The sequence below is a fragment of the Enterobacter cloacae complex sp. P40C2 genome (genome assembly GCF_014930695.1).
Taxonomy (GTDB): Bacteria; Pseudomonadota; Gammaproteobacteria; order Enterobacterales; family Enterobacteriaceae; genus Enterobacter; species Enterobacter pasteurii.
Genome location: NZ_JADBRP010000007.1, coordinates 21548 through 43949, shown reverse-complemented (window position 1 = coordinate 43949; position 22402 = coordinate 21548). Strand labels below are relative to the sequence as shown.

The window sequence follows — 22402 nt, the reverse complement described above, 5'->3', positions numbered from 1 at the left end:
CGTTCGATCCTTTTATCAGTGACGTCCAAAAACAGGGCGCTTACGGTCAAATGTCCAGCCGGGGATAAGGTATTGCATCGGGCCCGCGTCGTTGCGCGCGCCGCCCGGCAGTTTTTTATACGCTTCATGCGCCTGGTGGATCCGATCCCAGTCAGGCTCCACGCCCAGCCCCGGCGCATCCGGTACGGCGATGCTGCCGTTTTTGATTTCAAGTGGATTCCTGGTCAGGCGCGCTTCGCCTTCCTGCCAGATCCAGTGCGTATCAATGGCGGTCGGGTTGCCCGGTGCCGCCGCGCCAACGTGGGTAAACATCGCCAGCGAAATGTCGAAATGGTTATTGGAGTGGCAGCCCCAGGTGAGCCCCCAGTCATCGCACAGCTGCGCCACGCGCACCGCGCCGGAAAGGGTCCAGAAGTGCGGGTCCGCCAGCGGAATGTCCACCGCATTCAGCATCACCGCATGGCCCATTTCGCGCCAGTTGGTGGCGATCATATTGGTCGCGACCGGCAGCCCGGTGGCGCGTCGGAACTCCGCCATCACTTCGCGGCCGGAGAAACCCTGCTCCGCGCCACACGGGTCTTCCGCGTAGGTCAGCACGTCGCCCAGCCCTTTACACAGCGCGATGGCTTCATCCAGCAGCCATGCGCCGTTCGGATCGACGGTGATGCGCGCCTCCGGGAAACGTTTTTTCAACGCGCGCACGCTGTCAATCTCCTGCTCGCCCGGCAGGACGCCGCCTTTCAACTTGAAGTCCTTAAAGCCGTAGCGATCCTGCGCCGCTTCCGCCAGGCGCACAACCGCGTCGGCGGAAAGCGCCTCCTGGTGACGCAGGTGATACCACTCGTGGCTGCCCGGCGAGCGCTCCAGATACGGCAGATCGGTTTTCGTCCGGTCGCCAACATAGAACAGATAGCCCAGCACCGTTACCGCATCACGCTGTTTGCCAGGCCCCAGCAGCTCGCAGACCGGCACGTTCAGCGCCTTGCCGAGTAAATCGAGGAGAGCCGCCTCCAGGGCCGCCACCGCGTTAACGCGCAGCTCAAACGTCCAGGCGCCTTTTCCGAAGGTGTCAAAATCCGCCGACTGGTTACCCTTGTGCACCCGCTGAACCACCTTATTCAGGCGGGCGATTTCCTGCCCTACCACCTGCGGGACGGCATCGACCAGCGTCTGGTAAATCACCTCTCCGCCCGGCGCTTCACCCACGCCGGTATTGCCTGCGCTGTCGGTCAGCACCACGATATTACGGGTAAACCAGGCGTTATGCGCGCCCCCAATGTTGAGCAGCATGCTGTCCTGCCCCGCCACCGGGATAACCTTCATCTCAGTGACGACCGGGCTTGATTGCGTTGTCATCATCCGCGCTCCACGACAGGTTTGAGTTCGATACGCTTGATGTCGCCCACCAGTACCAGATAGCTGAGCACCGCTACCAGCGCATGGACACCAACGTAAATCAGCGCGCCATTGAAGGAGCCGGTGGTGCCGACGATGTAACCGATCGCGATTGGGGTGACAATGCCGGAAATGTTGCCAAACATGTTGAACAGGCCGCCGCTCAGGCCGCTGATCTCTTTCGGCGCGGTATCTGCCATCACCGCCCAGCCCAGCGCGCCAATGCCTTTACCGAAGAAGGCCATCGCCATAAAGCCGATGATCATCCACTCCGCGCTGACGTAGTTGCAGAACACCATGGTCATGGAGAGCAGCATGCCGAGCACGATTGGCGTTTTACGCGCAATATTCAGCGAACCGGTACGGCGCATCAGCCAGTCGGAAATGACCCCGCCGAGCACTCCGCCCACAAAGCCGCAGATGGCCGGAACGGAGGCGACGAAGCCCGCCTTCAGAATCGACATGCCGCGCGCCTGCACCAGATAAACCGGGAACCAGGTGATGAAGAAGTAGGTCAAGGCGTTGATGCAGTACTGGCCGAGATAGATACCGATCATCATGCGTGTGCCGACGAGCTGTTTGATCTGCGCCCATTTCTGGCTGAACGGAACTTTGGCTTTTTGGGTTTTCTGATCCATATTGATCAGCGCCCCGCCTTCAGCAATGTAGTCCAGCTCCTTCTTGTTCACGCCCGGGTGCTGGTTCGGTTCGTGGATCACTTTCAGCCAGACAAAGCTGATAACGATCCCCAGTCCACCCATAAAGAAGAAGACGTGTGACCAGCCCACCTCGTGCGTCAGCCAGCCCATGATTGGGGCGAAAATAACCGTCGCGAAGTATTGCGCCGAGTTGAAGATGGCTACCGCCGTTCCCCTCTCCTGCGCCGGGAACCAGGCTGCCACAATGCGGCTGTTACCGGGGAAGGATGGCGCTTCCGCTAAGCCCACCAGGAAGCGGAGAGTAAAGAGCGCAATGATAATGCCGAAGCCGCTAAAGATATCGACGAAGCCCTGCAGCAGGGTAAACATCGACCAGATAAAGATGGACCAGAAGTAGACCCGCTTGGAGCCGAAGCGGTCCAGCAGCCAGCCGCCAGGAATTTGGCCGATAACATAGGCCCATGAAAACGCGGAGAAAACATAACCCATACCAACCGGATCGAGCCCGATATCTTTTGCCATTTCAGAACCGGCAATCGACAGCGTCGCGCGGTCGCCGTAGTTAAAGGATGTGACGATAAACAGCATCACCACTATCCAGTAGCGAGCATTGGTGCGCTTTTCAGCGCTGCTCGCCGCCTGGCTTAATGTACTCATAGTTGCACTCCTGAATCATAGCTTTCGCCTGGTTCATTCTGTACGGCACCTGTAGGGTAATCAGAATGAGAGAGTTGTATTGGATCGTTTTGGTACGGCCTTGAGCCGTTTTATAGTGACGGGAAAAGTATATGAAGGAGTGACGCGTTCTCTCACCGTGCAAAAACACAGTATTGAAGGGTGTGTGAGAGGTTGTTTATGGCATAAGCCCAAGGAAGTGGAAGGTGGTTCACGGAATTGGGGTTTGGGGCGGGCTGTATGGCCGGGTGGCGGCTACGCCTTACCCGGCCTGCGTGTCGTATCGTCAGGGTTATTTCAGCAGGGTTGCCCAGCGTTCAACCCACGGATTTGACTCGCTTTCTGGTTCAGGATGCTCACCGGCATCAATCAGCAACATTTCGCCGACGCGCTGAGCGCTCTGTTCCTGCAACAGCGCGTCGAACTGCTTGCCGCCGCCGCAGAAGTTAGCATAGGAGCTGTCACCCAGCGCGATGATGCCGTAACGCACGTCTGGCTGGTAGCCAAGCCGATCTTTTATCCCCTGGAAAAGCGGCATGATGCTGTCCGGCAGATCGCCCTGCCCCGTGGTAGACGTCACGATGAGGATGTAGTTGTCTTTGTATTTTTCCCAGTCCTCCAGCTGCGGATCTTCATAGACCGTCGCCTTATGGCCCTGATTTGCGAGGATCGCTTCCGCTTCCTCCGCCACCAGCAGCGAGTTGCCGTACATCGTGCCGACAAAAATGCCTACTTCAGCCATGCTTTGCTCCCGTAATTATTGCGCCTGCCGTTCATCCTGAACGTTGCCTGCGGCAAACTCAACCCTTTCATTTTCGGGGAGTTGTCCCAGCCAGCCAAACTGTGACAGCGCCTGCATCCAGACATCGTCCAGCCCCGCGCGGAGAGTCAGCGGTTCACCGGTGAACGGGTGCGTCAGGCACAGCTCGCTGGCGTGCAGCATCAGCCGGTTACAGCCGAAGTGCTCTGCCGCGCTGCGGTTCTGGCGCAGATCGCCGTGCTTGCTGTCGCCGATGATTGGATGGCGCAGGTGCGCAAGGTGACGACGAAGCTGGTGCTTGCGCCCGGTTTTGGGCAAAAGCTCAACCAGGCTGTAGCGCGTGGTGGGAAATTTACCGGTCGCCACCGGCAGCTCGACGGTCGCCATCCCGCGATAATCGGTCACCGCTGGCTGCGGGCCTTTATCATCACGGGCAAACTTATCGGCGATTTTATCCAGCTCCTCCACCAGCGGATAATCAAGCGTGGCGGCGTCCGTCAGCCAGCCGCGCGCAATGGCGTGGTAGCGTTTCTGGATCTGGTGCTGTTCAAACTGCTGCGCCAGCAGGCGCCCGGCCTCACTGGACAGCCCCATCAGCAGCACGCCGGAGGTAGGCCGGTCCAGACGATGGGCGGTAAAGACGTGCTGACCGATCTGATCGCGCACGGTCTGCATGACCACGACCTTCTCATCGCGATCGAGCCAGCTTCTGTGCACCAGCCAGCCGGACGGCTTATTCACCGCCACGAGCCACTCATCCTGATACAGGATCTCAAGCGTCATGCATCGTCACCGGCGAAAAGCGCATCCAGCTTTTCCAGCTCCGCCAGCATCACTGCGCGCGCCGGGTGGGTCGCTTCCAGCGCCATTTCGTAATAAGGGGAGACGGCAAACGACTGTGGCAACGCGTGGCCACCTTCCAGCAGCGCGTGCATGCGCGGAAGTAATACCCACTGGAGCCACTCGAACGGGGCCAGGGTATCCAGACAAAACGGCTGGGTGCTGGCGAACGCTTCCGGCTGCGGCGCGTTATCCTGCCACAGCTGATGCTGGCGCATAAGGGCTTCGATGGCGTGCAGCTGTGCACGAACGCTATCGTGATGCGTCATAGTAACCTCAACTGAAAAACGGAATGGCGCGAAGCATAGCATTGCGGAAGTCAGAAATAAAAAAAGGGAGCACTGTAAAAACAGTGCTCCCGGTTCGTTTCGCAGCAATCCAGCTACAATACGTGCTCCCTGCTCATCCGTGACAACTTTTCCTGATGCCCGAAGGCCTGGTCATCCGTTTACCTTTTGCATCCTGCACACATCATCCTGACGTGTATGTTTCTTCCTGAAACGTCCTGGCCATCCTGACCCACCGACCATCCTGACCGGCTCTCGTTCTCCTTCCTGGAGGTGTCCCTTACGCATCCTGCGTGCTCCACTTCGCTTCATCCTGAAGCCTTCCTGCGGCGTCATCCTGACGTGTTCCTGTTAAGAAACGCCATCATCCTGATGTTCGTTTCTCGTGTCGGCGTCCTGTCGACAGAGATAGAATCCGCTATTCTGCTTCGTCTTACAACCCACCCTGTAAGCAATGTAAGCCAGACGAAACGGGGGGTATCGTTTAAGAAAAGCGCTAACCTGTTGAAACCGAAGTTAATATTATTCTGAAATCCCTAAGACAATACTAATTGTTTCGGCGATGTCTCACAGAGCGTGTAAGAGATCTCTCACACACACAGTAGCATCATGGATTACAGAAGCGGCTCAAGTCGGTTAAGGAAATCCGCAAGGGAAGGCGCGAGAACATCGCGATTGCGGGTGCCGAGCGTCTCTTTAATGACCTCGCCAGACAGATTGCAGACGGAAATAACGTCCAGTTCACTGTCGAGCGTCGCAATAAAGAGAGTCGGAGAGAGCTTAAGGCGTTTTTGCGTGACCAGGTGACCGATGAGGTTTTCCTGAACGCGCTGGAGATCGTCCTCGCTCCAGGTTTGCAGCAGCGTCAGCGGCTGCTCAGCAAAGCATGCGCTCATATCCCCGGCAAGCTGCGTGGTATAAAACGCATGAAGCGCAGGTTGTATCACAATGTCCATGGCGCGTTCAACCGCCTTTACGTTCTGCTCGCCGGTAAACGGTTTCGGCTGCCAGATAACGTAATCATCCTGCGAAGAGATAATGCACGGTGACGGCACGCCATGCAGTTCGGTACTTTGCGGCCACGTCCCCTGCTTTTCATGCCAGGCATCGCAATAGCGGGTCGTGAAGGTTGTCAGGGCATTTGCAGTTTCGATATCCACCGATTTCTCTCTTCTTGTAAGACAGGATAAACTCAGCCCTTAAGTGTACCTGTAAAGTGGCTATGAAACATGTCTTACGAAAATCATCAGGCGTTAACGGGCTTAACGCTGGGTAAATCGACCGATTACCGCGACACCTACGACGCAAGCCTGCTTCAGGGCGTGCCGCGCAGCCTGAACCGCGATCCGCTTTGCCTTCACGCCGACGCGCTGCCGTTTGTCGGCGGCGACATCTGGACGCTGTATGAACTCTCCTGGCTGAACGCGCGCGGTCTGCCGCAGGTGGCCGTGGGCCACGTTGAGCTGGACTACGCCAGCGTGAACCTGGTCGAGTCCAAAAGCTTCAAGCTCTATCTCAACAGCTTCAACCAGACCCGATTCAACAGCTGGGACGACGTTCAGCAGACCCTTGAGCGGGATTTACGCGCCTGCGCGCAGGGAGACGTGTCCGTGTCGTTATACCGTCTGCATGAACTGGAGGGGCAGCCCATCGCCCATTTCCACGGCACCTGCATCGACGACCAGAATATTGAGATAGAGAGCTACGAATTCAGCGCCGACTACCTCGAAAACGCAGCGAGCGGAAAGATCGTGGAAGAGACGCTGGTCAGCCATCTGCTGAAATCCAACTGCCTTATCACCCACCAGCCGGACTGGGGCTCCGTTCAGATTCAGTATCGCGGCCCGAAAATTGACCGGGAAAAGCTGCTGCGTTACCTGGTGTCGTTCCGCCATCACAACGAGTTTCACGAGCAGTGCGTGGAGCGCATCTTTAACGATATTCAGCGTTTCTGCCGGCCAGAAAAGCTCAGCGTGTACGCCCGCTATACCCGCCGCGGCGGTCTGGATATCAACCCGTGGCGCACCAATACCGATTTTGTGCCCGCTACCGGACGGCTGGTGCGTCAGTAAGATAAATATTTTCACAATATGCGGGCGGTATTCCGCCCGAAGTGTTGTGAAACGTCATAAGCCAGGGCTATTGTAATCAACAGGGAAAGACGATAATCGTCCCATAAGGAGCTCACTTGATTACACATATTAGCCCGCTTGGCTCTATGGATATGTTGTCGCAGCTGGAAGTGGACATGCTTAAACGCACCGCCAGTAGCGACCTTTATCAACTGTTTCGTAACTGTTCACTTGCCGTACTGAACTCCGGAAGCCTGACCGACAACAGTAAAGAGCTGCTGTCCCGCTTCGAAAGTTTCGATATCAACGTGCTGCGCCGCGAGCGCGGCGTGAAGCTTGAGGTCATTAACCCGCCGGAAGAGGCGTTTGTTGACGGGCGTATTATTCGCTCCCTTCAGGCCAACCTGTTTGCCGTGCTGCGCGACATCCTGTTTGTTAACGGGCAGATCAGCAACGCCGGTCGTTTCCAGCATCTCGACCTGGAAAGCTCCGTTCATATCACCAACCTGGTCTTCTCCATTCTGCGTAACGCCCGCGCCCTGCACGTTGGCGAAGCGCCGAACATGGTCGTCTGCTGGGGTGGTCACTCCATTAACGAAACCGAATACCTGTACGCCCGCCGCGTGGGTAATCAGCTCGGCCTGCGCGAGCTGAACATCTGTACCGGCTGCGGGCCGGGAGCGATGGAAGCCCCGATGAAAGGTGCCGCGGTAGGCCATGCTCAGCAGCGCTATAAAGAGGGGCGTTTTATCGGCATGACCGAACCGTCCATCATCGCAGCGGAGCCACCTAACCCGCTGGTTAACGAACTGATTATCATGCCGGATATCGAAAAACGCCTTGAGGCGTTTGTCCGTATCGCTCACGGCATCATCATCTTCCCGGGCGGCGTCGGTACGGCGGAAGAGCTGCTTTACCTGCTGGGGATCCTGATGAACCCGGCCAACAAAGATCAGGTTCTGCCGCTGATCCTGACCGGGCCGAAAGAGAGTGCCGACTACTTCCGCGTGCTGGACGAGTTTATCGTTCATACGCTGGGGGAAGACGCGCGCCGTCACTATCGCATTATCATCGACGATGCCGCAGAAGTGGCGCGCCAGATGAAAAAAGCGATGCCGCTGGTGAAAGAGAACCGTCGTGATACCGGGGATGCCTACAGCTTTAACTGGTCCATCCGTATCGCACCGGACCTGCAAATCCCCTTCGAGCCGTCGCATGAGAACATGGCGAACCTGAAGCTCTACCCGGATCAGCCGGTAGAAGTGCTGGCTGCCGACCTGCGTCGCGCCTTCTCGGGCATCGTGGCGGGCAACGTTAAAGAGGTTGGGATCCGCGCGATTGAGGAGTTCGGGCCGTATAAGATCCACGGTGACCCGGAGATGATGCGCCGCATGGATGACATGCTGCAGGGCTTTGTGGCTCAGCACCGCATGAAGCTTCCGGGCTCTGCCTATATTCCGTGTTACGAAATCATCAAGTAACCCGTTTGCACCTTCCCCTCAGGCCGGATTGTTATCCGGCTTTTTTATTAGTGATGCAATTCATAGACATCTTTAATGCTATTAACAAATCCGCCGCCAACGCAAACGATTACATGGTTTTTGAAACCGTAAATAATTAGCCTTAATCAAAATAACCTGCCAGAAAATCCTAAAAACCCATTTCTTTTCAGCGAAAGACACCTATCTCGCGGGGCAGCCTTTTCGAAAACATGTCGTTAATGGTAGCCTTCGCGCCCGTAAATCCTCTTTGACGTTTTTTTAACAGATAAATGGACTAAATATGCCCACTTCATAAGTGGATTATTGCATTTGGGATCGAGATCACTGATAGATTCATAACTAGAATGTATCTTTCCGCCCGCCAATAGTTACGGGCAAAAATTATTAAAAAACCGTCACTGAACGAATTTCATATTACCGTCAGGCACTTTTTCATCGGATTTGACTAAAAACCTGACAATTTGCTTCCTCCAGGAGATACAGATGGAAACCACTCAAACCAGCACCGTTGCTTCGATTGAATCCCGAAGCGGTTGGCGCAAAACGGATACCATGTGGATGCTTGGCCTTTACGGCACGGCAATCGGCGCTGGTGTACTGTTCCTTCCTATCAACGCGGGTGTCGGCGGTCTGATTCCGCTGATCATCATGGCCATCATCGCCTTCCCGATGACCTTCTTTGCACACCGCGGTCTGACCCGCTTCGTGCTGTCCGGTAAAAACCCGGGCGAAGACATCACTGAAGTCGTTGAAGAACACTTCGGCGTTGGCGCGGGTAAGCTGATTACCCTGCTCTACTTCTTCGCGATTTACCCCATTCTGCTGGTTTATAGCGTGGCTATTACCAACACCGTTGAAAGCTTCATGATGCACCAGCTGCAGATGACTCCGCCGCCGCGCGCGATCCTGTCCCTGATCCTGATCGTCGGCATGATGACCATCGTCCGCTTCGGCGAACAGATGATCGTGAAAGCGATGAGCGTGCTGGTATTCCCGTTTGTTGCTGCCCTGATGCTGCTGGCGCTGTACCTGATCCCACAGTGGAACGGCGCCGCGCTGGAAACGCTGTCCCTGAGCAGCGCATCCGCGACCGGTAACGGCCTGCTGCTGACCCTGTGGCTGGCAATCCCGGTAATGGTGTTCTCCTTCAACCACTCGCCAATCATCTCCTCCTTCGCGGTTGCGAAGCGTGAAGAGTACGGCAATGGCGCAGAGAAGAAGTGCTCCAGCATCCTGGCTCGCGCGCACATCATGATGGTACTGACCGTGATGTTCTTCGTGTTCAGCTGCGTGCTGAGCCTCTCCCCGGCAGACCTGGCGGCGGCGAAAGAGCAGAACATCTCTATTCTGTCTTACCTGGCAAACCACTTTAACGCACCGCTGATTGCGTGGATGGCGCCTATTATCGCGATTATTGCTATCACCAAATCCTTCCTGGGCCACTATCTGGGCGCACGTGAAGGCTTCAACGGTATGGTGATTAAATCTCTGCGCGGTAAAGGCAAGAGCATTGAAATCAACCGACTGAACAAAATCACTGCGCTGTTCATGCTGGTGACCACCTGGGCAGTAGCCACCCTGAACCCAAGCATTCTGGGTATGATTGAAACCCTGGGCGGCCCGATTATCGCGATGATTCTGTTCCTGATGCCGATGTACGCGATTCAGAAAGTGCCTGCGATGCGTAAATACAGCGGCCACATCAGCAACGTGTTCGTTGTTGTGATGGGTCTGATTGCCATCTCCGCCATTTTCTACTCGCTGTTCAGCTAAGACCTCCTGCGCCGTCCTCGGGCGGCGCACTCCTCCCCTCTGACTGAAGCAATGGACGCATCATGATTAGCGTATTCGATATCTTCAAAATCGGTATTGGTCCTTCCAGCTCTCACACCGTCGGGCCAATGAAAGCCGGTAAACAATTCACGGATGACTTGATTGCACGCGGCATTTTGCACGACATCACCCGCGTGGTTGTCGATGTATACGGTTCCCTTTCCCTGACCGGTAAAGGCCACCATACCGATATTGCCATTATCATGGGGCTGGCGGGTAATCTGCCGGATACCGTTGATATAGATGCAATACCTGGCTTTATCCAGGACGTGAACACCCACGGTCGTTTGCTGCTGGCGAACGGCGAACACGAGGTTGAATTCCCGGTTGACCACTGCATGAATTTCCATGCGGACAACCTGTCGCTGCACGAAAACGGTATGCGTATTACCGCGCTGGTCGGCGATAAAGCGGTTTACAGCCAGACGTATTACTCCATCGGCGGCGGCTTTATCGTTGACGAAGACCATTTTGGTCAAACCAACAGTTCCGCCGTTGACGTGCCGTACCCGTACAAAAACGCGGCCGATTTACAGCGTCACTGCCGGGAGACGGGCCTTTCCCTCTCCGGCCTGATGATGAAAAACGAGCTGGCCCTGCACAGCAAAGAGGAGCTGGAACAGCACTTCGCTAACGTCTGGGAGGTGATGCGCAGCGGTATCGAACGCGGGATCACCACCGAAGGCGTGCTGCCGGGCAAGCTGCGCGTACCGCGTCGAGCGGCCGCGCTGCGCCGCATGCTGGTCAGCACCGACAAAACCACCACCGACCCGATGGCCGTCGTTGACTGGATCAACATGTTTGCGCTGGCGGTGAACGAAGAGAACGCCGCGGGTGGCCGCGTGGTTACCGCGCCAACCAACGGCGCGTGCGGTATCGTTCCGGCGGTGCTGGCGTATTACGACAAGTTCATCCGTGAAGTAAACGCAAACTCCCTGGCGCGCTATATGCTGGTGGCCAGTGCGATTGGCTCACTGTACAAGATGAACGCCTCCATTTCCGGCGCGGAAGTGGGCTGTCAGGGTGAAGTGGGCGTAGCCTGCTCTATGGCGGCGGCGGGACTGGCCGAACTGCTGGGCGCAAGCCCTGCGCAGGTGTGCATTGCGGCGGAAATCGGCATGGAACATAACCTGGGGCTGACCTGTGACCCGGTCGGCGGACAGGTACAGGTGCCGTGCATCGAGCGTAACGCTATCGCCTCTGTGAAAGCGGTCAACGCGGCCCGTATGGCGCTGCGCCGCACCAGCGAGCCGCGCGTCTGCCTCGACAAGGTTATCGAAACCATGTACGAAACCGGTAAGGACATGAACGCCAAATACCGCGAAACCTCCCGCGGCGGCCTGGCGATGAAGATCGTTACCTGCGACTAAGCCGCTCTGGAAGCCTCGTTTTGCGAGGCTTCTTCCTCTTTTCCCCGCTGCGAATAGTTTCCCTCTCCTGACAATGTTACCCTTCAGCCATTAGACAGAAGGGAGATTATCTGTGGCCGTTCATTTGCTTATCGTCGATGCACTTAACCTGATTCGCCGCATCCATGCGGTCCAGGGCCCCCCCTGCAAGGACACCTGTTTACACGCGCTGGAACAGCTTATCCGCCATAGCGAACCCACCCATGCCGTTGCCGTATTCGACGACGAGGCCCGCAATACCGGCTGGCGGCACCAGCGCCTGCCGGACTACAAGGCCGGACGCGCCCCCATGCCGGACGATCTCCACGCTGAAATGCCCGTTATTCGCGCGGCCTTTGAGCAGCGGGGCGTGCCGTGCTGGGGCGCGCACGGCAACGAAGCTGACGATTTAGCCGCAACGCTGGCGGTCAAAATCGCGAGCGCCGGGCATCAGGCCACTATCGTTTCAACCGATAAAGGCTACTGCCAGCTGCTCTCTCCGACAATCCGCATCCGCGACTACTTTCAAAAGCGCTGGCTGGACGCGCCGTTTATTGCCGGCGAGTTCGGCGTCTCGCCTGAGCAGCTGCCGGATTACTGGGGGCTGGCAGGCATCAGCAGCTCTAAGGTTCCGGGTGTTGCCGGTATTGGGCCGAAGAGCGCCGCGCAGCTGCTGACGGATTTTCAGAGTCTGGAAGGAATTTACGCCAGGCTGGATGAGGTGCCGGAAAAATGGCGCAAGAAGCTGGAGGCGCATAAAGAGATGGCGTTTACCTGCCGGGATGTGGCGACGCTGCAGACGGATTTACGGCTGGACGGGAATTTGCAGCAGTTAAGGTTAGAGCGGTAATGTACTACCTCTCCCCAAAGGGGTGAGGAGGAAGAGACTGCACCAAGGAATCCCCTCTCCCTTTGGGGAGAGGGTTAGGGTGAGGGGTGAGCTGAAGCTATCGCTCGTCGCGACGCCCACCCACCGCGGCCCACCAGCGACGAATGTGTACCGTCACCTCTTCGCGGTCGTGATAAAGCTGACGCGCCTGGATCTCGACGTTAATGCCGTGCTCATCCATCTGCTCCTGGATGTAGGCCAGGTTCTGAGAAACCTCTTCGTAGCGCTTTTTCATTGGCAGCTTGAGGTTGAAAATCGTCTCACGGCACCAGCCGTTTACCAGCCAGGAGGCCATCAGCGCCGCCACTTTCGCCGGTTTCTCTACCATGTCGCACACCATCCAGGAGATGTTGTTGCGGTTCGGGCGATAGCGGAAACCGTCCTCACGCAGCCAGGTCACCTGTCCGGTATCCATCAGGCTTTGCGCCATCGGGCCGTTGTCTACGGACGACACCCACATGTTGCGTTTTACCAGCTGATAGGTCCAGCCGCCGGGGCACGCTCCCAGATCGACCGCGTACATGCCGTTTGCCAGGCGCTCGTCCCACTCATCCGCCGGGATAAAGACGTGAAACGCCTCTTCCAGCTTCAGGGTTGAACGGCTCGGCGCATCCGCCGGGAAGCGCAAACGCGGGATCCCCATAAAGAACGGCGAGTTATTGGTGGTGTAGGAGTAACCGGCATAGCAGCAGCCTGGTGCAATAAAGAAGATATGCACAACCGGACGCTTTGGCGTTTCGTAGTTCGTCAGCACGCCCGCATCACGCAGCGCTGCGCGCAGCGGCACGGTGAACTTACGGCAGAACTTCATCAGCTCTTTGCTTTCGTTGGTGTCGGCCACCTCAACGCGCAAATCGCCGCCCTTCTCCACCACGCCCTGTAACATGCCCACAATCGGCGTGATGCGGTCTTCAGGCGGAAGATCCTTCAGCAGCTCGCCGGCAACGAACATCTGGCGGGCGAAGATCAGCGAGCTGAACGGCAGTTCACGCGCCAGCCTGTCGGCGTCATCAGGCTGATAGCATTCAAATACCACGTAGCCCGCGTTCTCTTTGACGCGAGCAAATCCGAAGACTTCACGCTTCGCCGCTTTATCGGTGATTTCCGCGGCGCACTCTTTCTCAAACCCCGGGCGACAATATAAAACAACCTTATTCATGAACAACGCCCTTGCGTTTCAGACGGATGGCTCCGATAAACATTAATACCCAACCCGCCAGGAAGCTAAAGCCGCCGACGGGTGTAACAAACGCCCACAGGCGTAAATGCGACAGCGCCAGACAGTAGAGGCTGCCGCTGAACAGTACGGTACCCAGCGCCAGGAAGACGCTGCTCCAGTAAAACCAGATGCTGATGCGGCGCTGCATCGCCACCGCCAGCCCAAAAATCGCCAGCGTGTGGAACGCCTGATACTCAAGGCCGGTCTGGATCCAGCCCATCTCCACAACGCCCAAAGACTTGCTTAACACATGCGCGCCAAACGCGCCCAGAGCTACAAAAATAAAGCCACTCACCGCGGCGAAAATCAGCATGAATCGGCTGGTCATGTTTATGTCCTGAAGTGATGCGTGCCCGGCACACAAAAGTTATTGTTCATACCTGAAGCGGAATTTTTCTTGCTCGCTTGCCGCTTTCGCCAGTATCCACTGCCGGAAAGCGGCTATTTTACCCAGTTCTGCCTGACTGTCATGACAAACCAGATAAAACGCATTCTTGCTGACCAGAACATCATTAAATGGGCAAACCAGTCGGCCTGCCTCAATTTCGGACTGCGCCATGACGTTATTGGCCAGCGCCACGCCCTGCCCGTGAATGGCAGCCTGTAGCACCATCGCACTATGGCTAAAGATGGGCCCCTGCTGCACGTTTATATGGTTAAGACCTAATTGGCGGGTATAAGTTTGCCAGTCACGGCGCGAAGCATCGTGCAAAAGCGTATGTTGCGCCAGATCGGCGGGCGTTTTAAGCGCTTTGTCTCCCGTCAGCAGCAGCGGCGAGCAGACCGGCAGCAGATATTCTGCGTATAATTTCTCCACGCGCAAGCCCGGCCAGTTACCGCGACCGTAAAAAATTGCCACGTCCACATCATCCGCCAGCTTGTCTTCCTGACGGTCCACAGCCTGGATCCTTACGTCGATTCCCGGATAAGTTGAGTTAAAGCTTGAGAGCCTCGGCACCAGCCACTGAATGGCAAAACTGGGCAATAAACTGACGGTGAGCGCCCCTTTTGCACTGCGGGCCTGCAGTTTGCGAGTGGCTTCCGTAAGCTGGGAAAAAATCTCTTTAATATCCTGAAAATAGCTCTGTCCCTCTTCGGTCAACAGCAACGATCGGTTGCGGCGACGGAACAGCTTCAGGCCCAGAAAATCCTCCAGAGACTTGATTTGATGACTTACTGCGGCCTGCGTCACAAAAAGCTCATCGGCTGCTCGGGTGAAGCTAAGGTGACGTGCTGCTGCATCAAAAACACGTAATGCATTAAGGGGTGGCAATCGCTTGGACATGGTTATCTGGCTTAGATGTTAACGAGATTTAACATATAGGAAACAACGTTTAACCTATTAGTTTTTTTTATCTGAGCCATTATAATTTGTCCGTTGAGGAACTACCAGCAAATACCTATAGTGGCGGCACTTCCTGAGCCGGAACGAAAAGTTTTTTTGGAATGCGTGTTCTGAAGGGCTTTTGGCTTACGGTTGTGATGTTGTGTTGTTGTGTTTGCAATTGGTCTGCGATTCAGACCACGGTAGCAACGCTACCAATTTTTCACTTCCTGTACATTTACCCTGTCTGTCCATAGTGATTAATGTAGCACCGCCAACTTGCGGTGCTTTTTTTTGCCTGAGATCTGTTAATGCTCGATCTCTTTCATCTCTTTCACGTCCGTGCGGTTAATCTGCTGCTTATTCCCGTTAGCATCTTTGTATGAAATCATACCGGTATCATTATCGGTTGTCGGTTTCCCTTCAGAGACGATAGATCGACCATCGTTGGTATGCATTACGTAGTTATTACCAGAACAGGCGCTCAGGGCAAAGGTCAACGCACAGGCAGAAATGATTGCAGCTGTCTTTTTCATGATTATTCTCCTTTAGCAATTAATGCTATTCAAACCTCGATTTATAACAGGCTAAAACATCCGCCTAACACTATTTAGCATAACCTGCTTTTTCAGACTCGCCAGGATAAGCAGACAAATCTGATAGATATCAACTTCCTTGCCCTGCCGCTGAAATTGCGCGACGATCGCAGGATCGATATGAGGAATGCCATGAACGCTTTCAGTCCCGCGCAGTTTCGCGCACAGTTTCCCGCGCTGGCCGATGCCGGCATTTACCTTGATAGCGCCGCCACGGCCCTTAAACCGCAGGCGGTGATTGAGGCAACCCGCCAGTTTTACAGCCTGAGCGCCGGGAGCGTGCACCGCAGTCAGTATGCCGAAGCCCGCCGCTTAACGGCGCAATACGAAGCCGCACGCGACCAGGTCGCGCGCCTGATCAATGCCGACAGCGGTAAGAACATCGTCTGGACGCGGGGCACTACCGAAGCCATTAACATGGTGGCGCAATGCTACGCGCGTCCGCTGCTGCGGGCTGGAGATGAAATTATCGTCAGCGAGGCGGAACATCACGCCAACCTGGTGCCGTGGCTTATGGTGGCTGAACAAACGGGAGCGCGGGTGGTAAAGCTCCCGCTGGGTGCAGACCTTGTGCCGGACGTAGCGCGTCTGCCTGAGCTGATCACCCCGCGCAGCCGCATTCTGGCGCTGGGGCAGATGTCCAACGTCACCGGCGGCTGCCCCGATCTGGCTCGCGCCATCGAGATTGCCCACACCAGCGGCGTGGTGGTGATGGTCGACGGCGCGCAGGGGATAGTGCATTTCCCGGCTGACGTCCAGGCGCTGGATATCGACTTCTATGCGTTCTCAGGGCACAAACTGTACGGCCCAACCGGGATCGGCGCGCTGTACGGTAAACCCGAGCTGCTTGCCCGGATGACGCCGTGGCTCGGTGGCGGCAAGATGATAACCGAAGTATCCTTCGACGGGTTTAAAACCCAGGAGGTGCCTTACCGTCTGGAAGCCGGTACGCCGAACGTGGCCGGAGTCATCGGCCTGAGCGCCGCGCTCGAATGGCTGGCGGAAACCGACGTGGTTCAGGCAGAAAGCTGGAGCCGTGGCCTGGCGACGCTGGCTGAAGAGGAGCTTAAAAAACGGCCCGGCTTTCGTTCGTTCCGCGTGCAGGATTCCAGCCTGCTCGCCTTCGATTTCGCGGGGGTGCACCATAGCGATATGGTGACGCTGCTTGCCGGATACGGCATAGCCCTGCGCGCCGGACAGCACTGCGCACAGCCGCTGCTGGCGGCTCTGGGCGTGAGCGGTACGCTGCGCGCCTCTTTTGCCCCCTACAACACTAAAAGTGACGTCGACGCGCTGGTTGCCGCCGTTGACCGCGCCCTTGAATTACTGGTGGATTAATGACGAGTTCAGCTTTAGCCGGACACCCATTCGGCTCCGTTATTACCGAAGAGACGCTAAAACAGACCTTCGCCCCGCTCACGCAGTGGGAAGATAAATACCGTCAGCTGATCCTGCTGGGTAAACAGTTGCCCGCGCTTTCGGACGATCTGAAATCGCAGGCGAAAGAGATCGCAGGCTGCGAGAACCGCGTCTGGCTTGGGTTTAGCGTATCCGGTGAGAAACTGCATTTCTTTGGCGACAGCGAAGGGCGCATCGTTCGCGGCCTGCTGGCGGTGCTGTTGACCGCGGTCGAAGGAAAAAGCGCCGCGGCGCTGCTGGCGCAGTCACCGCTGGCGCTGTTCGATGAGCTGGGACTGCGCGCGCAGCTTAGCGCCTCGCGCGGACAGGGGTTAATCGCGCTCAGCGACGCGGTGCAGGACGCCGCGCGTCAGGTTCAGGCCTGACGCTCCGCCTTCGCCATCATCTTCTTCAGGGCGTGCGAGACCGCCACAAACCCGAAGGTGGCAGTCACCATCGTGGCTGCCCCAAAACCTGAGGCGCAATCCATCCGCTTCGGTCCTTCCGCCGTGCTTTTCATCGCACAGACCGAGCCGTCCGCCTGCGGATACACCAGCGCTTCGGTGGAGAACACGCAGTCAACGCCCAGCTTGCCCTTGCTGTTTTTCACGACGTTGAAGTCGCTTTTTAGGCGCTCGCGCAGCTTAGCGGCCAGCGGATCCTGAATGGTTTTCGCCAGATCCGCCACCTGGATCTGCGTCGGATCGATTTGTCCGCCCGCCCCGCCGGTGGTCACCAGCGGCACCTTATAGCGACGGCAGTAAGCGATCAGCGCCGCTTTCGGGCGCACGCTGTCGATGGCGTCAATAACGTAGCTGTAGCCTTTGCTCATGTACTCCGCGACGTTATCCGCCGTCACGAAGTCGTCAATCACCGTCACGCGGCACTCCGGGTTGATCAGACGAATACGCTCCGCCATCACCTCAGACTTCGCCAGGCCGACGCTATCACGCAGGGCGTGAATCTGACGGTTAGTGTTAGTGACGCAAACATCATCCATATCAATCAACGTGATTGCGCCAATGCCGGTTCTCGCCAGCGCTTCTGCCGCCCAGGAGCCGACGCCGCCAATGCCCACCACGCACACGTGCGCATCCGCGAACAGCTGCAGGGCTTTTTCACCGTATAACCGTGCCGTGCCGCCGAATCGCTGGCGCCAGGCATCGCTGATTACCACAGACATAAAACCTCAGATGTAAAAAGGGTGAGGTTTTCCTCACCCTGAACCCTAATCCGTATTGCGCTCAGAATACCACAATTAGCCGCTGAATACGTTTCCGGTGCCCGGCGCGGTCTTCAGCACCCATACGCGTCCGTAGTGGTTATACCAGCCTGCGCGATGGCCGGCATCCGGGCCAATGCCCTGATAGATATCAAAGTGCTGCCCTTTGATCGCCCCGCCAACGTCCAGCGCCACCATCAGACGCAGCTCGTACTTGCCGTTGAACTTGCCGTTGTTATCGAGCAGAGGAACTTCCGCCAGCAGCGTGGTGCCCGCAGGAATGATAGAACGATCCGACGCTACCGACGCACGGCCAATCAGCGGTACGGCGCTCGCCCCCTTCACCGGCGCAAAGTTCTGCGGTTTGAAGAAAACAAACGATGGGTTCTGCTCAAGCAGTTCACGCACTTCGGCTTCGCTGTGCTTTTCGCCCCACTCGCGGATCGCCTGCATCGACATATCTTCTCTCTTCACTTCGCCACGGTCGATGAGCACCTTACCGATGCTGCGGTAGGCGTGGCCGTTCTTGCCGGCATAGCTAAAGAAGTTAAGTGGCGAACCGTCGCCAAAATCGATATAGCCGCTGCCCTGCACGTCCATGATGAAGTTATCCATCAGGGAGTTGCTGTAGGCCAGGACATAGTTTTCACTTAGCGCACCGGCGTAGATCTCGGCGCGTGACGGCAGACGACCGCGTTTTGGCGGCATGCGGTAAATCGGATACTGGAATTCACCCTGACGCGTGTGTCGCGCCTGGACAACCGGGGTGTAGTAACCGGTAAACTGAACGTTACCGTAGTTATCCGCCCCCTCCATCTGCCACGCGTCAATGCCAAACTGGCGCATATTGCGGGTATCGCCGCCCGCGCGCAGCCAGTCCTGGACGGCGCTATAAACGTTGTTTTGCGAACTGTATAAACGCGGAGACGCTTTGCGGATCTGGTAGACCTGCTCGGAGAAATCGCCGGCATTGATCGGTGCACCCACGGCATCTGGCTGGTTAACTAACGAGAAAGGCTGGGATAACTTCCCGTCTTTATACTGTTGACCGCGATCGGTCGGTTTGGAGGAGCAGGCCGCAAGAATAGCTACCATTGCGCCTGTCATCAGATACTTCGCCCAACGTCCTTTCATTATATCTCGTCTTTTAGTTGCCCAATTCCGCGTGATGAAGATAACAAACCCACCGTGCTAATGAAATGCAATCGCCTTCCCTTTGGCAAATTCTGGACAAAAAATAGTCCAAAGTGGCTATTACCGTTCATTTTGCATACAAAATAATGAATTATGTGAAAAAGGGGTTGCATCACAAACCTATCCGAGTATAGTGCGCTTCCACGGACGCGGGGTGGAGCAGCCTGGTAGCTCGTCGGGCTCATAACCCGAAGGTCGTCGGTTCAAATCCGGCCCCCGCAACCAATACTTCTAAAACATTAAACACCCTTCCGGGTGTTTTTTTGTATCTGTAGCTTATAAAAATGCCGGGCAACATACCCGGCCTGATGATTTATCCTCGCCGCGCCAGCGTTTCTCCGTCAGAGAAATAGGCTCTGATCCCCGCCAGAATTGACTCCGCCACCTCCTGCTGGAATTTAGCCGTCTTGAGCTTGCGTTCCTCTTCCACGTTACTGATAAACGCGGTTTCGACCAGAATGGACGGGATATCCGGCGCTTTCAGTACCGCAAATCCGGCCTGCTCGACGCTGTTCTTGTGCAGCTTATTGACGCGGCCCAGCTTACCCAGCACCGCTTTACCGAACTTCAGGCTGTCGGTAATGGTCAGCGACTGCACCATATCGAACATCGTATGGTCGACATAGCGGTCACCGCTTTTGCTTACGCCACCGATTAAATCCGAGGCGTTCTGCGTGTCCGCCAGGTATCTTGCGGCGGTACTGGTCGCCCCTTTCGTTGACAGGGCAAATACGGAAGATCCGCTCGGCTGACGGCTGGTAAAGGCATCCGCGTGGATAGAGACAAACAGATCCGCGCGCTGCTTCTGCGCTTTCGCTACGCGGACCTTCAGCGGGATGAACACGTCTTCGTTGCGCGTCATATAGGCGCGCATGTTGCCTTCTTTGTCGATTAACGCCTTCAGACGACGGGCAATTTGCAGCACCACGTCTTTTTCGCGGGTGTGGTATTTCCCCACCGCGCCGGAGTCTTCGCCCCCGTGGCCGGGATCGAGCATGATCACAATCGGGCGATCGCGTCCCGCCTTGCCCGGCTGCGGCCCGCTTTGCGCAGGCGGTACCTGCCGCTGGAGATCGCCTTTGTTGTAATCCTCCAGCAGGGCGAGGAGCGGATCCTGAATATCCGTCGCATTCGAAGGATAGAGATCCATCACCAGCCGCTCCTTGAACGTCGCAACCGGTGCGAGCGCAAAAAGCTGCGGTTTTACGTTCTGCTTCAGCTCAAACACCATGCGCACGGTTTGCGGATCGAACTGCCCGACGCGCGCCGATTTAATAAACGGATCGTCGCCGCGGATCTGCGCCGCCATGCCCTTAAGCACGGAGTTGAGATTTACACCTTTGAGATCAACCACCACACGTTCAGGATTGCTGAGGGCAAATTGCTTGTATTTCAGCACGCGGTTGGACTCGACCGTCACGCGCGTATAGGTCGACGACGGCCAGACGCGCACCGCGACTACCTGGCTTGTGGCGGCAAGACCCACCTGGCTGACGCTAAGCAACCACATCGCCCCGGCCCCTTTTAACAGGCGGCGGCGGCTTATTGCTGAATTGGATCCCGACATGCTTCTCCCGAGCAAGAAATCTGATGAATGAACAAAACGCCCAAATTGACCGAAAACTTTAACGAATGACGCATAAGCTGTCATCTATAAAAGGGTAAACATTCAAACGTTAACGCACGGATTACTTATTATTTTCTGTGGGTCGCAGAAAATTTAGGCTTGCACACGCGGCCACAATCGAATAAAAATACATAAATTACGAATAAACATTCATTAAGGGTTGTGTCATGGTGAAGGAACGTAGAACCGAACTGGTCCAGGGATTCCGCCATTCTGTTCCCTATATCAACACCCATCGCGGAAAAACGTTTGTCATTATGCTGGGTGGCGAAGCCATTGAGCACGAAAACTTTTCCAGCATCGTCAATGACATCGGCCTGTTGCATAGCCTCGGTATCCGGCTGGTCGTGGTGTATGGCGCACGCCCGCAGATAGAAGCTAACCTCGCGGCCCATCACCATGAGCCGATTTACCATAAACATACCCGCGTAACGGATGCGAAAACCCTCGAGCTGGTCAAACAGGCGGCCGGTTTGCTGCAGCTGGATATCACCGCCCGCCTGTCGATGAGCCTGAATAATACGCCGTTGCAGGGCGCGCATATCAACGTGGTGAGCGGCAATTTTATCATTGCCCAGCCGCTCGGCGTGGACGATGGCGTGGATTACTGCCACAGCGGCCGCATTCGTCGTATCGATGAAGAGGCCATTCACCGCCAGTTAGACAACGGCGCGATCGTTCTGATGGGGCCGGTTGCCGTCTCCGTCACGGGCGAAAGCTTTAATCTGACGTCAGAAGAGATTGCCACCCAGCTGGCCATCAAGCTGAAAGCGGAAAAGATGATCGGCTTTTGTTCCTCGCAGGGTGTTGTGAATGATGAAGGCGTTATCGTCCCCGAACTCTTCCCGAATGAAGCCCAGGCGCGCGTCGAAGCGCTGGAAGCACAGGGCGATTACTACTCCGGAACCGTGCGTTTTCTGCGCGGTGCCGTTAAAGCGTGCCGCAGCGGCGTGCGTCGTAGCCACCTGATCAGCTATCAGGAAGACGGCGCGCTGCTGCAGGAACTCTTCTCCCGGGACGGTATCGGTACGCAGATCGTAATGGAGAGCGCCGAGCAGATCCGCCGCGCGACGATCAACGATATCGGCGGCATTCTGGAGCTGATCCGTCCGCTGGAGCAACAGGGCATTCTGGTTCGCCGCTCCCGCGAGCAGCTGGAGATGGAGATCGACAAGTTCACCATTATTCAGCGCGATAACCTGACCATTGCCTGTGCGGCGCTTTACCCGTTCCCGGAGGAGCAGATTGGGGAAATGGCGTGCGTCGCCGTGCACCCCGATTACCGCAGCTCCTCGCGGGGCGAACTGCTGCTCGAACGCGTGGCGGCGCAGGCGCGCCAGATGGGGCTGAGCAAGCTGTTTGTGCTCACCACGCGCAGCATTCACTGGTTCCAGGAGCGCGGCTTTACGCCGGTAGACATTGATTCGCTGCCGGAAAGCAAGAAAGAGATGTACAACTATCAGCGCCGCTCGAAGGTGCTGATGGCCGACCTGGGATGACGGACTACCCTCTCCTCCCGGAG

At 56.5% G+C, this 22402-nt stretch carries 21 protein-coding genes and 1 tRNA gene; 9 read left to right on the top strand and 13 right to left on the bottom strand.

Going from position 1 to position 22402, the window contains the following annotated elements; translation table 11 throughout:
* Positions 1-15 precede the first annotated feature (15 nt).
* The 6 genes from IM304_RS14410 to syd all read right to left on the bottom strand — a co-directional run bounded on the left by IM304_RS14410 (position 16) and on the right by syd (position 5776).
* On the bottom strand, positions 16-1356 hold the full coding sequence (locus IM304_RS14410; protein ID WP_193356110.1) for an enolase C-terminal domain-like protein: 1341 nt from the start codon (positions 1354-1356) through the stop codon (positions 16-18).
* Positions 1356-2711 (bottom strand): galactarate/glucarate/glycerate transporter GudP, encoded by a 1356-nt coding sequence (gene gudP / locus IM304_RS14405; RefSeq protein ID WP_148421181.1) that lies wholly within the window; start codon positions 2709-2711, stop codon positions 1356-1358. The genes IM304_RS14410 and gudP overlap by 1 nt, the downstream gene beginning before the upstream one ends.
* 310 nt (positions 2712-3021) lie before the next feature.
* Positions 3022-3471 carry a flavodoxin gene (locus IM304_RS14400; RefSeq protein WP_148421179.1) on the bottom strand — a complete coding sequence of 150 codons (450 nt, stop codon included), beginning with the start codon at positions 3469-3471 and terminating at the stop codon, positions 3022-3024.
* A gap of 15 nt (positions 3472-3486) precedes the next feature.
* A complete protein-coding gene (gene truC / locus IM304_RS14395; RefSeq protein ID WP_193356104.1) occupies positions 3487-4272 on the bottom strand; it encodes a tRNA pseudouridine(65) synthase TruC in 786 nt (261 codons plus the stop codon).
* Positions 4269-4598, bottom strand: a complete 330-nt coding sequence (locus IM304_RS14390; protein ID WP_148421175.1) for a YqcC family protein — start codon at positions 4596-4598, stop codon at positions 4269-4271. Before IM304_RS14390 ends, truC begins: the two co-directional genes overlap by 4 nt.
* Before the next feature lie 632 nt (positions 4599-5230).
* A complete protein-coding gene (gene syd / locus IM304_RS14385) occupies positions 5231-5776 on the bottom strand; it encodes a SecY-interacting protein (protein ID WP_148421173.1) in 546 nt (181 codons plus the stop codon).
* 69 nt (positions 5777-5845) lie between these two features.
* On the opposite strand from syd, the gene queF reads away from it, so the two are divergent.
* The 5 genes from queF to xni all read left to right on the top strand — a co-directional run bounded on the left by queF (position 5846) and on the right by xni (position 12261).
* Positions 5846-6688, top strand: coding sequence for an NADPH-dependent 7-cyano-7-deazaguanine reductase QueF (gene queF, locus IM304_RS14380; RefSeq protein WP_193356105.1), 843 nt, complete (start codon positions 5846-5848; stop codon positions 6686-6688).
* A gap of 116 nt (positions 6689-6804) precedes the next feature.
* On the top strand, positions 6805-8169 hold the full coding sequence (ppnN, locus tag IM304_RS14375) for a nucleotide 5'-monophosphate nucleosidase PpnN (protein ID WP_148421169.1): 1365 nt from the start codon (positions 6805-6807) through the stop codon (positions 8167-8169).
* A gap of 504 nt (positions 8170-8673) precedes the next feature.
* Complete coding sequence (locus tag IM304_RS14370; protein ID WP_148421167.1) at positions 8674-9963, top strand: HAAAP family serine/threonine permease; 1290 nt, start codon at positions 8674-8676, stop codon at positions 9961-9963.
* A 62-nt stretch (positions 9964-10025) separates the two neighbouring features.
* Positions 10026-11393: an L-serine ammonia-lyase gene (locus IM304_RS14365; RefSeq protein ID WP_148421165.1), complete on the top strand. Its 1368-nt coding sequence runs from the start codon at positions 10026-10028 to the stop codon at positions 11391-11393.
* A 112-nt stretch (positions 11394-11505) separates the two neighbouring features.
* A complete protein-coding gene (xni, locus tag IM304_RS14360; RefSeq protein ID WP_193356106.1) occupies positions 11506-12261 on the top strand; it encodes a flap endonuclease Xni in 756 nt (251 codons plus the stop codon).
* A 97-nt stretch (positions 12262-12358) separates the two neighbouring features.
* Here the strand turns inward: xni and rlmM are convergent, their stop codons facing one another.
* The 4 genes from rlmM to IM304_RS14340 form a co-directional block, all read right to left on the bottom strand.
* The gene (gene rlmM / locus IM304_RS14355) at positions 12359-13459 is read right to left on the bottom strand and encodes a 23S rRNA (cytidine(2498)-2'-O)-methyltransferase RlmM (protein WP_176609588.1); all 1101 of its coding nucleotides are present in this window, start codon (positions 13457-13459) and stop codon (positions 12359-12361) included.
* A complete protein-coding gene (locus IM304_RS14350) occupies positions 13452-13847 on the bottom strand; it encodes a DUF423 domain-containing protein (RefSeq protein WP_148421159.1) in 396 nt (131 codons plus the stop codon). The genes rlmM and IM304_RS14350 overlap by 8 nt, the downstream gene beginning before the upstream one ends.
* Before the next feature lie 39 nt (positions 13848-13886).
* Positions 13887-14804 (bottom strand): glycine cleavage system transcriptional regulator GcvA, encoded by a 918-nt coding sequence (gcvA, locus tag IM304_RS14345; protein WP_003862758.1) that lies wholly within the window; start codon positions 14802-14804, stop codon positions 13887-13889.
* A 347-nt stretch (positions 14805-15151) separates the two neighbouring features.
* Positions 15152-15379, bottom strand: a complete 228-nt coding sequence (locus IM304_RS14340) for a YgdI/YgdR family lipoprotein (protein WP_003862759.1) — start codon at positions 15377-15379, stop codon at positions 15152-15154.
* Between the two features lie 192 nt (positions 15380-15571).
* On the opposite strand from IM304_RS14340, the gene csdA reads away from it, so the two are divergent.
* Together csdA and csdE are read left to right on the top strand one after the other, a co-directional pair.
* Positions 15572-16777, top strand: a complete 1206-nt coding sequence (gene csdA, locus IM304_RS14335) for a cysteine desulfurase CsdA (RefSeq protein ID WP_193356107.1) — start codon at positions 15572-15574, stop codon at positions 16775-16777.
* The gene (csdE, locus tag IM304_RS14330; protein ID WP_193356108.1) at positions 16777-17223 is read left to right on the top strand and encodes a cysteine desulfurase sulfur acceptor subunit CsdE; all 447 of its coding nucleotides are present in this window, start codon (positions 16777-16779) and stop codon (positions 17221-17223) included. The genes csdA and csdE overlap by 1 nt, the downstream gene beginning before the upstream one ends.
* On the opposite strand, the gene tcdA is transcribed toward csdE, so the two are convergent.
* Positions 17214-18020: a tRNA cyclic N6-threonylcarbamoyladenosine(37) synthase TcdA gene (gene tcdA / locus IM304_RS14325; RefSeq protein WP_176609585.1), complete on the bottom strand. Its 807-nt coding sequence runs from the start codon at positions 18018-18020 to the stop codon at positions 17214-17216. The two genes, csdE and tcdA, sit on opposite strands and share 10 nt — an antisense overlap.
* 75 nt (positions 18021-18095) lie before the next feature.
* Positions 18096-19193 carry a murein transglycosylase A gene (mltA, locus tag IM304_RS14320; protein ID WP_148421151.1) on the bottom strand — a complete coding sequence of 366 codons (1098 nt, stop codon included), beginning with the start codon at positions 19191-19193 and terminating at the stop codon, positions 18096-18098.
* Positions 19194-19401: 208 nt separating this feature from the next.
* On the opposite strand from mltA, the gene IM304_RS14315 reads away from it, so the two are divergent.
* Positions 19402-19478, top strand: a tRNA-Met gene (locus IM304_RS14315).
* 88 nt (positions 19479-19566) lie between these two features.
* On the opposite strand, the gene amiC is transcribed toward IM304_RS14315, so the two are convergent.
* Positions 19567-20820: an N-acetylmuramoyl-L-alanine amidase AmiC gene (gene amiC / locus IM304_RS14310; protein ID WP_193354898.1), complete on the bottom strand. Its 1254-nt coding sequence runs from the start codon at positions 20818-20820 to the stop codon at positions 19567-19569.
* Between the two features lie 227 nt (positions 20821-21047).
* Between amiC and argA the strand changes: the two genes are divergently transcribed.
* A complete protein-coding gene (gene argA, locus IM304_RS14305) occupies positions 21048-22379 on the top strand; it encodes an amino-acid N-acetyltransferase (protein ID WP_006811807.1) in 1332 nt (443 codons plus the stop codon).
* Positions 22380-22402 lie beyond the last annotated feature (23 nt).

Coding starts and splice junctions, on each gene's coding strand:
- IM304_RS14410 (WP_193356110.1), bottom strand. CDS start 1,356: ATGACAACGCAATCAAGCCCGGTCGTCACTGAGATGAAGGTTATCCCG.
- gudP (WP_148421181.1), bottom strand. CDS start 2,711: ATGAGTACATTAAGCCAGGCGGCGAGCAGCGCTGAAAAGCGCACCAAT.
- IM304_RS14400 (WP_148421179.1), bottom strand. CDS start 3,471: ATGGCTGAAGTAGGCATTTTTGTCGGCACGATGTACGGCAACTCGCTG.
- truC (WP_193356104.1), bottom strand. CDS start 4,272: ATGACGCTTGAGATCCTGTATCAGGATGAGTGGCTCGTGGCGGTGAAT.
- IM304_RS14390 (WP_148421175.1), bottom strand. CDS start 4,598: ATGACGCATCACGATAGCGTTCGTGCACAGCTGCACGCCATCGAAGCC.
- queF (WP_193356105.1), top strand. CDS start 5,846: ATGTCTTACGAAAATCATCAGGCGTTAACGGGCTTAACGCTGGGTAAA.
- IM304_RS14370 (WP_148421167.1), top strand. CDS start 8,674: ATGGAAACCACTCAAACCAGCACCGTTGCTTCGATTGAATCCCGAAGC.
- IM304_RS14365 (WP_148421165.1), top strand. CDS start 10,026: ATGATTAGCGTATTCGATATCTTCAAAATCGGTATTGGTCCTTCCAGC.
- rlmM (WP_176609588.1), bottom strand. CDS start 13,459: ATGAATAAGGTTGTTTTATATTGTCGCCCGGGGTTTGAGAAAGAGTGC.
- IM304_RS14350 (WP_148421159.1), bottom strand. CDS start 13,847: ATGACCAGCCGATTCATGCTGATTTTCGCCGCGGTGAGTGGCTTTATT.
- gcvA (WP_003862758.1), bottom strand. CDS start 14,804: ATGTCCAAGCGATTGCCACCCCTTAATGCATTACGTGTTTTTGATGCA.
- IM304_RS14340 (WP_003862759.1), bottom strand. CDS start 15,379: ATGAAAAAGACAGCTGCAATCATTTCTGCCTGTGCGTTGACCTTTGCC.
- csdA (WP_193356107.1), top strand. CDS start 15,572: ATGAACGCTTTCAGTCCCGCGCAGTTTCGCGCACAGTTTCCCGCGCTG.
- csdE (WP_193356108.1), top strand. CDS start 16,777: ATGACGAGTTCAGCTTTAGCCGGACACCCATTCGGCTCCGTTATTACC.
- tcdA (WP_176609585.1), bottom strand. CDS start 18,020: ATGTCTGTGGTAATCAGCGATGCCTGGCGCCAGCGATTCGGCGGCACG.
- mltA (WP_148421151.1), bottom strand. CDS start 19,193: ATGAAAGGACGTTGGGCGAAGTATCTGATGACAGGCGCAATGGTAGCT.
- amiC (WP_193354898.1), bottom strand. CDS start 20,820: ATGTCGGGATCCAATTCAGCAATAAGCCGCCGCCGCCTGTTAAAAGGG.
- argA (WP_006811807.1), top strand. CDS start 21,048: ATGGTGAAGGAACGTAGAACCGAACTGGTCCAGGGATTCCGCCATTCT.